Annotated in this window: 13 protein-coding genes; 6 read left to right on the top strand and 7 right to left on the bottom strand. The window is 68.3% G+C overall.

What is annotated here, in order from left to right; genetic code table 11:
* Positions 1–17: 17 nt before the first annotated feature.
* From NRB20_RS02805 to NRB20_RS02795, 3 genes are read left to right on the top strand one after another with little or no spacing between them, the layout of a single operon-like run.
* A complete protein-coding gene (locus NRB20_RS02805) occupies positions 18–875 on the top strand; it encodes a tryptophan 2,3-dioxygenase (protein WP_153407543.1) in 858 nt (285 codons plus the stop codon).
* Positions 872–2,095: a kynureninase gene (locus NRB20_RS02800; protein WP_153407542.1), complete on the top strand. Its 1,224-nt coding sequence runs from the start codon at positions 872–874 to the stop codon at positions 2,093–2,095. Before NRB20_RS02805 ends, NRB20_RS02800 begins: the two co-directional genes overlap by 4 nt.
* Positions 2,076–2,921, top strand: coding sequence for a PaaX family transcriptional regulator (locus NRB20_RS02795; RefSeq protein ID WP_319944367.1), 846 nt, complete (start codon positions 2,076–2,078; stop codon positions 2,919–2,921). Before NRB20_RS02800 ends, NRB20_RS02795 begins: the two co-directional genes overlap by 20 nt.
* Positions 2,922–2,925: 4 nt before the next feature.
* Here the strand turns inward: NRB20_RS02795 and NRB20_RS02790 are convergent, their stop codons facing one another.
* The 3 genes from NRB20_RS02790 to NRB20_RS02780 form a co-directional block, all read right to left on the bottom strand.
* Positions 2,926–3,918, bottom strand: coding sequence for a serine hydrolase (locus NRB20_RS02790; RefSeq protein WP_227833114.1), 993 nt, complete (start codon positions 3,916–3,918; stop codon positions 2,926–2,928).
* A 124-nt stretch (positions 3,919–4,042) separates the two neighbouring features.
* Complete coding sequence (locus NRB20_RS02785) at positions 4,043–4,711, bottom strand: PASTA domain-containing protein (RefSeq protein ID WP_153407541.1); 669 nt, start codon at positions 4,709–4,711, stop codon at positions 4,043–4,045.
* 52 nt (positions 4,712–4,763) lie between these two features.
* The gene (locus tag NRB20_RS02780) at positions 4,764–5,180 is read right to left on the bottom strand and encodes a DoxX family protein (protein ID WP_153407540.1); all 417 of its coding nucleotides are present in this window, start codon (positions 5,178–5,180) and stop codon (positions 4,764–4,766) included.
* A gap of 73 nt (positions 5,181–5,253) precedes the next feature.
* On the opposite strand from NRB20_RS02780, the gene NRB20_RS02775 reads away from it, so the two are divergent.
* A complete protein-coding gene (locus tag NRB20_RS02775; RefSeq protein WP_153407539.1) occupies positions 5,254–6,111 on the top strand; it encodes a sigma factor in 858 nt (285 codons plus the stop codon).
* Positions 6,112–6,113: 2 nt separating this feature from the next.
* Here NRB20_RS02775 and NRB20_RS02770 read toward each other — a convergent pair whose 3' ends face one another.
* Positions 6,114–6,980, bottom strand: a complete 867-nt coding sequence (locus NRB20_RS02770; protein ID WP_153407538.1) for a LysR family transcriptional regulator — start codon at positions 6,978–6,980, stop codon at positions 6,114–6,116.
* A gap of 92 nt (positions 6,981–7,072) precedes the next feature.
* Here NRB20_RS02770 and NRB20_RS02765 point away from each other — a divergent pair, with 92 nt between their 5' ends.
* Entirely contained in the window at positions 7,073–8,308 is a 1,236-nt protein-coding gene (locus tag NRB20_RS02765; RefSeq protein ID WP_319944366.1) for an MFS transporter, read from the top strand.
* A gap of 4 nt (positions 8,309–8,312) precedes the next feature.
* Here NRB20_RS02765 and NRB20_RS02760 read toward each other — a convergent pair whose 3' ends face one another.
* Positions 8,313–8,756 (bottom strand): MarR family winged helix-turn-helix transcriptional regulator, encoded by a 444-nt coding sequence (locus NRB20_RS02760; RefSeq protein WP_153407536.1) that lies wholly within the window; start codon positions 8,754–8,756, stop codon positions 8,313–8,315.
* Between the two features lie 249 nt (positions 8,757–9,005).
* Between NRB20_RS02760 and NRB20_RS02755 the strand changes: the two genes are divergently transcribed.
* A complete protein-coding gene (locus NRB20_RS02755) occupies positions 9,006–9,644 on the top strand; it encodes a TetR/AcrR family transcriptional regulator (protein WP_406603770.1) in 639 nt (212 codons plus the stop codon).
* Between the two features lie 6 nt (positions 9,645–9,650).
* Here the strand turns inward: NRB20_RS02755 and NRB20_RS02750 are convergent, their stop codons facing one another.
* Entirely contained in the window at positions 9,651–10,880 is a 1,230-nt protein-coding gene (locus NRB20_RS02750; protein WP_153407534.1) for an acyl-CoA dehydrogenase family protein, read from the bottom strand.
* Positions 10,881–10,951: 71 nt separating this feature from the next.
* On the bottom strand, positions 10,952–11,884 hold the full coding sequence (locus NRB20_RS02745; protein ID WP_153407533.1) for an alpha/beta fold hydrolase: 933 nt from the start codon (positions 11,882–11,884) through the stop codon (positions 10,952–10,954).
* Positions 11,885–12,015 lie beyond the last annotated feature (131 nt).

Genomic DNA, 12,015 nt, shown 5'->3' with positions numbered 1-12,015 from the left:
ACATTCGCGAGGTCACCATGGGCGCACAATCCGGCAGCAGGGCCATCGAACCGGGCGTGGTCCGCGATTTCCGTTCCCGTCTGAGCTACGGCGAATATCTGGACCTCGACACCCTGCTGTCCGCGCAGAAACCGGTGAGCCGTCCCGAGCATCACGACGAGCTGCTGTTCATCATCCAGCACCAGACCAGCGAGCTGTGGCTCAAGCTCGTCCTGCACGAAATCCTCGCCGCGCGTACGGCATTGGACGAGGACGATCTGGGCGCGGCCCTCAAATGCGTGGCCCGGGTCAAACACATCCAGAAGACCCTGACCGAACAGTGGTCGGTGCTGGCCACCCTCACGCCCACCGAATACGCCCAGTTCCGCGGCTTCCTGGGCAATTCCTCGGGCTTCCAGTCCTATCAGTACCGCGCGGTCGAATTCGTCCTCGGCGCGAAGAACGCCGGCATGCTGGAGATCTTCGAGGCCGACCCGGCGGCCCACGCGCTGCTGGGCGGGCTACTCGGCGAACCGAGCCTGTACGACGCGTTCTGGCACTGCCTGTCCCGACTCGGCTACGCGGTCCCCGAATCCGCGCTGACCCGCGAGGTGAGCGCGCCCTACACGATGAATCCGGAGCTGATCCCGCTGATCGGCTCGGTCTACGAACAGCATCGCGAACACTGGGCCGTGTACGAGGCGTTCGAGGAGTTCGTCGACCTCGAGGAGAACTTCCAGCTCTGGCGTTTCCGGCATATGCGCACCGTGCTGCGCACCATCGGGACCAAACCCGGCACCGGCGGGTCGAGTGGTGTGGAATTCCTGCGGAAAGCGTTGGAGCTGAGCTTCTTTCCCGAATTGTTCGCGGTCCGCACCGAGATTGGACGTTCATGACATCAGCACTGCTCGCCCGCGCCGCCGAGCTGGACGCGCGAGATCCGTTGCGCGCCTACCGGGATCGGTTCGTCGGCTCGGACGATCCGGAGGTGGTCGCCTACCTGGACGGCAATTCGCTGGGCCGCCCGTTGCGCGCGAGCGCCGAGCGGATCAACGCGTTCGTCACCGGCGCGTGGGGCGGGCGGCTGATCCGCGGCTGGGACGAGCAGTGGTTCGACCTGCCGATCACCATCGGGGATATGCTCGCCGACACCGTGCTGGGCGCGGCCCCGGGCCAGACCACCATCGGCGATTCCACCACCGTGCTGCTGTACAAACTGGCGCGCGGCGCGATCGCGCTGCGGCCCGAGCGCACCGAGATCGTCGTGGACCGGGACAACTTCCCGACCGACCGCTACATCCTGGAATCCATTGCGCAGGATCACGGATCGACGTTGCGCTGGATCGAACCGGACCCGCGCGGCGGCGTCGGAGTCGAGCAGCTGGCGGCGGTCGTCTCCGAGCGGACCGCACTGGTCGTGCTCGGACACGTCGCCTACCGGTCGGGCTATCTCCTGGACGCCGCGGCCGCGGCCCTGGTGACACACGACGCGGGCGCGCTACTGCTGCTGGACCTGTGCCACTCGGTCGGCTCGGTGCCGCTCGAACTCGATTCCTGGGCAGTGGATCTCGCCGTCGGATGCACCTACAAATACCTCAACGGCGGCCCGGGTTCTCCCGCGTTCGGCTACGTCCGGGCCGAACATCAGGACCGTTTCCGGCAGCCGATCTGGGGGTGGATGGGGCGCGACCAGCCGTTCGCGATGGCGCAGGGATATGAACCGGCACAAGGCATCCGGCAGCTGATCAGCGGCACCCCGCCGATCCTGGGCATGCTCGCGATCCAGGACACCCTGGCGCTCATCGGTGAGGTCGGCATGGCCGCCGTGCGCGCGAAATCTCTTGCGCTGACCGAATACTCCCTCGATCTCACGCGCGAGCTACTGGTTCCGCTCGGGGTGGAGATCGGTTCGCCGACCGATCCGGAGCGGCGCGGCGGCCACATCATCATCGACCATCCGCGCTTCGCCGAGATCACCGGAAAGCTGTGGCAGCGCGGCGTGATCCCCGATTTCCGGCCACCGGAAGGATTGCGAATCGGGTTGAGCCCGTTGAGTACCGGGTTCGGCGAGACCGCGGCGGGCATACTGGCAATCCGTGACGAACTCCTCGCCTGAGCACGCGATCCTGGACGACTTCGATTCGCGTCCGGGCAGTGCGACTTCGCTGATCCGCACCGTCCTGGGTGCGTATCGGGGTGAGCTGGGCGGTTGGGCGGCCATCGCCGAACTCGTGGAACTGATGCGCGAGTTGGGAATTGCCGCCGAGGCGACCCGGATCGCGGTCACCCGCCTCAAGCGCCGGGGCGTACTGGCCGCCGCGGTCCGCGACGGCCGCGCCGGATACCGCCTGACCGCCCAGGCCGAGGCGATGTACGCGCGCGGTGACCGCCGGATCTTCGGATTCCGGCAGATGACCGATGCCGACGCGTGGCTGCTGATCTCGTTCACCATCCCCGAAACCCTGCGCGCGGCCCGGCATCAGCTGCGTCGGCGGCTCGGCTGGATCGGCTGCGGCACGGTTTCGCCGGGACTGTGGATCGCACCGGAGTACCTCGCGGCGGAGGTCACCGATATCGTTGCGGCACTGGGATTGTCGGACTGTGTGACGACCTTCGTGGCGACCTCGGTGGCGGTCCCGGATTCGATGTCCGAGGCCGCGGCGCGCTGGTGGGATCTGGACGGGATCGCCGTGCGGCATCGCGAATTCCTGGCGCGGCATGCGGAATCCACGCAGTCGCGACAGCTCGATCCGCGCGGGGCGTTCGTGGAATTCGTTCCGCTGCTGGACGAATGGCGCATCATCCCGTACATCGATCCGGGTCTGCCGCCCTCGATGCTGCCCGCCGACTGGCCGGGGGTGCGGAGTGTGGCCCTGTTCGCCGCTGCCCGTGATCGGTGTCTGACGACGAGCCGGGAATGGGTTCACATGCTGCGGCAGTAGCTCACTACACCGTGCCGTGCAGGACCCGCACGCCCGCCGTGAGCGCATTGCCCCCGGTCGTCCAGCTGATTCCGGCGGGCTGACGACTCAGCACGACGACCACGTAACGCAATGGCTGTCCGGCTCCGGTACCGACCAGACCGGTGGTGTCCAGGGTGGTGGAGTCGTCCAGGGACATCCAGCCCTGTTTGATCGCCCAGTCCGCGCCGGTGAGCCCGTCGGGAATGCCGAAGTACTGGTATGTGCCGTCGGCGGCGGTCCGGTCCGCGCCCTGCAGACCGGCCATCACGACATCGCGGGCCGCCTGCGGGACCGTGTTGGTCAGATACCGGTACACGGTGACGACATCCTGTGCGGTGGTGAGCGTTTCGCCCCACTGACTCGGATCGTCCGGCGGTTGGGTGCCGGGCAGACCCATCAGGCCGGCCATCCGGCTGACGATCGCGCTGCCGCCGTCGGCGTCCCAGAGCGTATCGGCGATGGTGTCGTCGCTGGCCGAGAGCATCTGCTCGAGCTGTGCGGTGGTCGCCGGATCAGGCTGCCAGCCTTGGGAATTCAGCGCGTCCAGGGCGATCAGCAGTTTGACCACGGACGCGGTGTAGAACTGCTGGCCGGTGTTGAGGTCGGCGACGGTCGCGCCGGTGGTGGTGTCGACCACGTCGATGCCGACCTGGGTGCCCGGTGACGCGGCCGTGATCGCGGCCTGCATCTGCTGCGCCAACGCCGCGGGCGACTGCTGCGGCGGGGCGGGCGCGATTCCCGCCGAACCGCTGGGCAACTGGGGGATCGGAATGCTCGGCAGACCCGGCAGCGTCGGCAGATTCGCCACGGGCGCGGCGGTCGGCGCGCTGCTGTGTTGTGCGGCAGGGGAATTGTGTGCGGCCGCCCGGGCCATCGGCGTCGTGATGATGCCCGCCGTGATCGCTACGGCACCGACCGCGCCGACGACAACCGACAGCCATCCACGTCGCGCCGAGCGCGGCTGTATCGTGTCCATACTTCATTGATCGGCGCCAGCCTGTGTGGATCTCGAGACGGTGATGCCAGATTGCTGCCAACCCGTCGCGGCGGTGCGGAATCACGAGTACGCCGGGGTATTTCGGTGACTCCGCACCGGTAACTCAGCTCGCGGCCCGACCGGTCGGTTCGGGCACTTCCGGAATCGAGCGCAGCGGCGGGAGCGGTTCACGCGGTTCGCGCACACCAGCGCCGCCGTTGCGCCGCAACCATACTCGCACCACCGACCCGCCGGACACCCGCGCGCCGGATTCCGGGCTCTGATCGGTCACGAACCACCCCGATTCGGTCGGATCCGGTAGCGGCACATCCGAATCGGCGTTCGCGGCGACCAGACCCTTACCGGCGAGCGCGTGCAGAGCTGCGGCCCAGTCGAGCCCGACGACCGAGGGCACCTTGACGTTCGCGCGCCTGCGCCGGGTGCGCGCGCCGGCGTCGAGCAGATCCCGCTCCCACTCGCCGATTCCCGATTCCGTTGCGGGAACGGCGGATTCGGTGCCCGGTGGGCTCGCGGGCTCGGAATCCAGATCCCGCCAGCGTTCCCAGGCCGACTGCCTGGTCACGCCCAGGTAGGTCGCGATCTCGGCCCACGACTTGTCGCCGCGTCGCGCGGCTCGCACCGCACCGAGTTCCCATTGGTCCAATATCCTGCGCACCGCACCGATATCGGTCAGTGCCGCGAGCGCTTCGTCGCCTGTTCGTGGTCCGTCGCGACGAGAGGTGAGCCGCCGCCAGGCAGCGCCGCCCTCGTCCGGAACTTCCGCTTTCGCCATGCTGTAAGGATAGCCTGACGCGGTGGCGCTGCCCAGGGGTCGTCGCTCGCCCTCAGCGAACAGCGCGCGCGGTGACCGCGGGACCCGGCCGTCGGCTCGGCGGGCGCAATGCCCACGACAGCACCGTCAAGGCGGTCATCACCGCCAGTACGGCCACCTCGCCGAGGGCGTATCGCGTGGTCAGATGGGAGGCGATGGCCCCGGTGTAGACGAAGAACGCGCCCGCGTACGCCCACTCCTTGAGCAGCGCGCGTCCCGGAACCAGCAGCGCGATCGCGCCCAGAATCTTCCAGATCCCCAGCAGCACAAGGAAATACGTAGGATATCCCAGATGCACGACCAGATCGCGAACGTAGGGGATACGTGCCACGTCCCAGACACCCCCCACGCCGAGTTCGGCGACGATGAGCACGGTGGCGGTCCAATAGGCGATCGTGCGCGTGGTGGACGACTGTGTCGATACGGCCATTTCGGCGGCCCTCCTGATTAGGCTGGAAATACCTCTCACCCCAATGGCGGATCACGTCCGGGAGTTGTGACAGATGACCGACTCGCTCACACGCGAACTCGAACAGAGCAGGCCCCGGCTACGGGCGATGGCGTATCGGATGCTGGGTTCGGTGAGCGAGGCCGACGATGCCCTGCAGGAGGTGTGGCTGCGCACCCGCCGCACGCCCGGCGATGCGGTGCGCAATCCCGGCGGCTGGCTGACCACCGCCACGGCACACACCTGCCTGGATCTGCTGCGCTCCCGCAACGCCCGCCACGAGGTGCCCGTGGGGGTGCGCCTGCCCGATCCGATCGTCACCGTCGACGGCCACGCGACACCGGAAACCCAAGCGCTACTGACGGATTCGGTCGGCCTCGCCTTACAGGTCGTCTTGGACCGCCTCGACCCCGCCGAACGCATCGCCTTCGTCCTGCACGACAGTTTCGCCGTACCGTTCGGCGAGATAGCGGCCATCCTGAACCGCTCACCCGAGGCGACCCGCCAACTCGCCAGCCGCGCCCGTCGCCGGGTCCGCGCGGCCCCCACCCCCGAAGGAACCCCGTCCGATCAACGCCCCGTCGTGGACGCCTTCTTCGCCGCCGCGCGCCGAGGCGACCTCACCGCGCTGATCCGAGCCCTCGCCCCGGACGTCATCCTGCGCGGCGACCTCGGCACCGGAAAACTCTGGGAGACAACAGGATCCGACGAGGCGGCCGCCCAAGCCGTCCGCTTCGCCCACCCCCGAGCCACGCTGCACCCGGTCCTGGTGAACGGTGCGGCCGCGGTCCTGGTAACCATCGCAGACCGTCCGGCATCCCTCATGGCCTTCACCGTCGCCCACGGCCGAATCACCGAGATCGACGTGTTGGCCGACCCTCACCGACTCCCGGCCCTACTGCCCGAGAACTGACATCACCCCAGATTCCGCAACGTCTCGATGACCGTGCGTGCCGCGTGTGACGGGGTGCGTTGCGCGTCGTGGGCGACGACGAGTTTCCAGGGGATCGGGCCGTCGGCGGGATCGATGTGGACCAGGTCGCGCTGCCGTTCGGCGACCGAGCGGGGGACCATGGTGACGCCGAAGTCCTGGACGGCCAATTCGAGTGCGAACTCCTGGTCGGCCACCTCGATCACGCTGCGGCGCAACGGGAATCGATCGTCGGCGATACCGCGGATGCCCCAGCCCGGCGGATAGTCGATGAACCGGACGCCCGCCAGCGCCTCGGGCGGGAAACGTCGTCCGGCGAGGGGATGATCCGGCCGTACGCACAGCACCACCGTCTCCTCGGTGATCGGATACAGGCTCAGGCCCGGGATCTCGTCGGTGGAACCGGCCAACAGGGCGATATCGAGGCTGCCGTCGAGCAGTCCGGCGATATTGCCGCTCATCCCCGCCATGCTCTGCCGCATCTGCAAGGTCAGCGCCGGATAGCGGCGATGCATATCGGCCAGTACGGCGGCCAGATCCAGGGAGCGGATGTTCATCAGGTTGCCGATCACCACCTCGCCGCGGACCTCACCCTGGGCAGCGGCGATGGCGTCGGTGATCTCCCGGCGGGCGCGCACCATCGATCCGGCCGGTCCGGCGATGGCGCGTCCGGCCTCGGTGAGTTCCAGTCCGCGCGGGGTCCGGTCGAACAGCCGGGCGCCCAACTCGCGCTCCAGTTTCGCCACACTCGTGGACACCGCGGACTGCACGAGATTCAGCGACCGGGCCGCCGCGGTGAACGACCCGGACTCGCGGCAGGCCAGGAAGCATTCGATCTGACGCAGCTCCATCCCGCGAGCCTAGCGTCGTCATCTACAACAGTGATGGGGCTATCGAAATCCATCGCTTCCATTGATCGGCTCGGTGCCGGAGCATGGATGGAGTGAGTGTTTCGACCGTCGCCGCGCCGCAGCAGGCCCGGCTCACCCGTCTGCTCGTGCTCGTCTTCGCGGTCACCGCGGGATCGTCCGCGGGCTGTCTCTACTATCTCCAACCGCTGCTCCAGCAGGTCGCGGGCGATCTGCGCATCTCCACCACCACCGCGGCACTGCTGGTCAGCGGCGCTCAGGTGGGCTATCTGTGCGGGCTCGCGCTGCTGGTCCCGCTGGGCGATTTCCTCGAACGCCGCCGGATGGTTCCGGGTCTGCTCGCGGCCTCGGTGGTGGCGCTGGTGGTCTCGGCGGTCGCGCCGAACTTCCCGATCCTGCTGGCGGCCGTGTTCGTCACCGGGATCACCGCCTCGGCCGCGCAGGTCGTGGTGCCGTGGTCCTCGGCGCTGGCCGAACCGGGACGTCGCGGTCAGGTCGTCGGCACCGTGATGAGCGGTCTGCTGCTGGGCATCCTGTCCTCGCGGGTGCTGGCCGGTGCGATCGCGCAACTGGGCGGCTGGCGCACGGTGCTGGTCGTGGCGGCGGCGATCCAGCTGATCATGTCGGTGAGCGTGTATCTGCTGACGCCCACCACCGGCCGGGCCGCGAGTGGTGAACGCTACGGCGAGGTGCTCGTCTCGATCCTGGCGCTGATCCGCCGCCACCCGATGCTGCGGCATCGGATGGTGCTGGGTTTCGTTGCGATGGCGTGCTTTTCGGGTGTGTGGACCGCGCTGGCCTTCCTGCTCGCCGGTGGACATGGCAGCCATTACCACTATTCGGAGGTGGTGATCGGGCTGTTCGGCATCGCCGGTGTGGCCGGGGCGCTGGGCGCGCCCGTGGTGGGCCGACTGTCCGATCGCGGCCATCTGCGTCCGGTGACCACGCTGGTGTGGCTGGTCCTGCTGGGCAGCTGGGCGCTGCTGGCCTGGGGCGGGCATTCGGTGATCGCGCTGATCGCCGCGCTGCTGATCTTCGACTTCGGCGTGCAGGGCATCCAACTGTCCAATCAGAGCGCGATCTACGCCCTGGATCCGGCCGCCCGCAGCCGCCTGACCACCGCCTACATGGTGATGTACTTCCTCGGCGGCGTCGCCGGATCGGTCACCGCGGGCGCGGCCTACGAATCCGGCGGCTGGCTGCGGGTCTGCGAGATCGGCGCGGGCGCGACCGTGGTCGGTATCGCGCTGTGGGCGGTGTTCGCCCGGCACATCCCGGCACACGCGACCACCGCGAACACGCCGGACTAGCGGCTCAGGGACGAGGCCAGGGGCGGCCGTGATAACGCTCGATATCGGTGTTGAGGCGTTCGAGGAAGCCGACCAGCGCGCCGAGGTCGTCGCGGGACCAGTCCGCGAGGATGGTGTCCAGATGTCCGACGGCCGCGGCGCGATCGGCCTCGAGCTGGGCGGCCCCCTGCGCGCTGACCTCGAATTTGCGGGCCATGCCGCCGTCCGGGTCGGGAATCCGGTCGACCAGTCCGGCCTTGCGCATGGCGGCGGTCTGGCGGTTCACCGTCGAGGCGTCCAGGCCCAGGGCCTCGCTCAGCTGACCGATGGACATCGGGCCTTCCATGCGCAGGCGGTACAGCAGCGTGTAGGCGCTGCGGTCGAGGCGGCCCGCGCCGCGCTGCGAGGTCAGGCTGTAGCGACCGAGCAGCATCGTCTCGAACTCGAGCAGGTCCGTGAGCTTGTCCATGCGGTCCTTTCGCCTCGGCGTGCGGTATGCGAATGTCGGTATACCACACGCGAATGCGCACACCGACCCGGTATGTACGGTGCACATTATATGCATTGTGCATACCGATTCCAACTGTGAGTATGCCGTGAATGCCCCGGCTCGCACCCGTGGAGCCCGCTGCGGCCGACGTCGGATTCGGCCTGCGCGGTGATAGCGTGGCAGTCGCGAAGTGAGGCGTCGGCGAGCCGGGAGCGGGTGATCGGGGTGGTGTCGGAAACCGTTGCGGGCCAAGGGGAGACGGGTCGTCCCGCGCCCCGCACGCGCCGGGGGATCCGCACCCGGACCGCACTCGTCGCGGCCGCGCGGGAGGTGTTCGAACGCGATGGCTACCTCGAGGCCAAGATCTCCGATATCTCCGCCGCCGCGGGCGTGGCCGCGGGCACCTTCTACACCTACTTCGACGGTAAGGACGAGATCTTCGCCGCCGTGGTCGAACAGGTGCAGGAGGAGATGCTGCATCCGCACGTGCGCGAGCGCAGCGGCATCACCGATCCGTGCGCCCTGATCGAGGCCGCGCATCGCGAATACCTGTTGTCCTACAAGCGAAATGCCCGGCTGATGGCCGTCTTCGAACAGGTCGCGCAGGTCGACGAGAACTTCCGGCGGCTGCGCATCGCCCGCAGCCGCGCGTTCGTCCAGCGCAACGCGCGCATGATCCGCGCCCTGCAACGGTCCGGCCGCGCGGCCGCGGACCTGGATCCGACGATCACCGCGCACGCGCTCTCGGCGATGGTCAGCCGGATGGCCTACCTGGTCTTCGTGCTGGATCAGCGGATCCCGTTCGAGAAACTGGTCGAGACGCTGACTGCGTTGTGGGTCAACGCATTACGGATCGAACCGGACTGAGTCCGCTCACGCCCTGGGCGTGCGCGGCTCCCGGTACCTGCCGAGTTCGGCGCGCGCGATACTGCGCTTGTGCACCTCGTCGGGTCCGTCGGCCAGCCGCAGCGTGCGCAGATGCGCCCAGAAGCTCGCGAGCGGGAAGTCCTCGGTGACCCCGCCCGCGCCGTGCAGCTGGATCGCCCGGTCGACGATCTTCAACGCCATGTTCGGCGCGGCCACCTTGATCGCGGCGATCTCCACCCGGGCCTGCTTGTTGCCGACGGTGTCCATCATCCAGGCCGCCTTCAGGGTGAGCAGGCGGGTCTGTTCGATCTCGATGCGGGCCTCGGCGATCCAGTCCTGGATATTGGCGCGCTCGCTGAGCTTGCGGCCGAAGGTGGTGCGCGATTCCGCGCGGCGGCACATCAGTTCCAGGGCACGCTCGGCCATGCCGATCGCGCGCATGCAGTGATGGATGCGACCCGGCCCGAGCCGGGCCTGGCTGATCGCGAAACCCTCACCCTCGCCGGACAATACGTCGCTGCTGGGCACCCGCACGTTGTCGAAGACGATCTCCGCGTGCCCCTCGCGATCCTGATACCCGAAGACCGGCAGATTCCGGACCACCCGCACACCGGGCGCGTCGATCGGCACGACCAGCATGGACTGCTGCCGGTGCGGCGGCGCCTCCGGATCGGTCTTGCCCATCACGATCAGCACCTTGCAGTTGGCGTGCAAAGCGTTGGAGGCGAACCACTTCCGGCCATCGAGCAGATAGTCGTCGCCGTCGCGGCGCATACTCATCTCGATATTGGTCGCGTCCGAACTCGCCACGCCCGGCTCGGTCATCGCGAACGCCGAACGGATGGTCCCGGCCAGCAGCGGTTCGAGCCAGCGCTGCTTGTGCTCCTCGGTGCCGAACAGCGTGAACACCTCCATGTTCCCGGTGTCGGGCGCCGCGCAGTTGCACGCCTCGGGGGCCAGCGCCGGGCTGCGGCCCATGATCTCGGCCAGCGGCGCGTACTCCAGATTGGTCAGGTCCGGACCCCACTCCGGATGCGGATGGAACAGATTCCACAGCCCGCGCTCGCGCGCCTGCGCTTTGAGATCCTCCAGGATCTGCGGGTGATGGTGCGGATCACCGGCGGCGCGCATCTGCTCCTGATAGACGGCCTCGGCCGGGTAGATCCGCTCGTCCATGAAGGCCGTGAGGTCCGCGATATAGCGTTGCGCGCGTTCGGAACCGGTGAACAGGTCCATCGGGTCTCCCATCGATGTGTGCCGCACCGTTGCGGCATCCGGTGAAACAAACAGTAGTGCGGGGTGCGGGATCAGTTCCCGGGCACGCCACGGGCGAAATCGATCAGCGCGGCGCTGACCTCGTCGGCGCGTTCCTGCTGGATCCAGTGGCCCGCGCCGTCGAGCAGCAGGGTGCCGCGCAGGTCGGTGAGGACGGCGTCCATCTTGGCGAGCGGGGTGAAGCGCAGCACCGCGTCGTCCGCGCCCGCGATGAAGTAGGACGGGGCGGTGATCTTCGCCCCGGCCAGATCCGCGGACAGCTCCCAGTCGCGGTCGAGATTGCGGTAGTAGTTGAGGCCGCCGGTGAAACCGGTCGTGGTGAAAGTGTCCGTGTAGTAACGCAATTCGGCCTCGGACAACCACTTCGGTGGGCTCGGGAGCGCGGCGCCGGACATGTCGTCGGCGGTGATCACCTCGTCGCGCAGGAGGGTGTGGCGCACGTCGGCGGCCAGTACGGCGTCCGCGACGCCGGGCTCCTGGAACCAGCACATGTAGAAGTCGTCGCCCAGTCGCGAGCGGAAGATCGAGATCGGCGGCGCCTTGGGGCGAGGCGCGACCGGCACGCTCAGCCCGGCCACCGCTCGCACCCGCTCCGGATGCCGCAGCGCCAGCTGCCACACCACCGAGGCGCCCCAGTCGTGTCCGACGAAGATCGCGTCCCGCGCGCCGACCGCGTCGAGCAGGCCGACCAGGTCCCCGCAGAGGGTGGCCATGGCGTAGTCCTCGATCCGGTCCGGTCGCGAACTACCGCCGTAACCGCGCATATCGGGGGTCAGGGTGCGGAATCCGGCCGCGGCGAAGGCGAAGACCTGATGTCGCCAGGAGAATCCGAGTTCGGGGAAGCCGTGGCAGAAGATCACCAGCGGCCCTTCGCCGTGTTCGACGACCCGCAGTTCGATCCCGTTCACCGCGAGTTGTCGGCTGCCCAGCGCCGTCCAGTCCGCTACCAGGTCCGGTGTGCTCATATCTGGTGTCCACCTCGTCCGCCGAGTGCCTCCACTGCGGGCCACGGTACCGGATGCGGGTGCCGAAGTTGACGTTGGATTCAACTATTGCTCGTAATGAGCTGGTGTGCAGGAGTTTTGGTTCGTACAGC

This window comes from Nocardia macrotermitis (assembly GCF_009604405.1).
Lineage (GTDB): Bacteria > Actinomycetota > Actinomycetes > Mycobacteriales > Mycobacteriaceae > Nocardia > Nocardia macrotermitis.
This window is presented reverse-complemented; position numbering and strand designations above follow the sequence as displayed.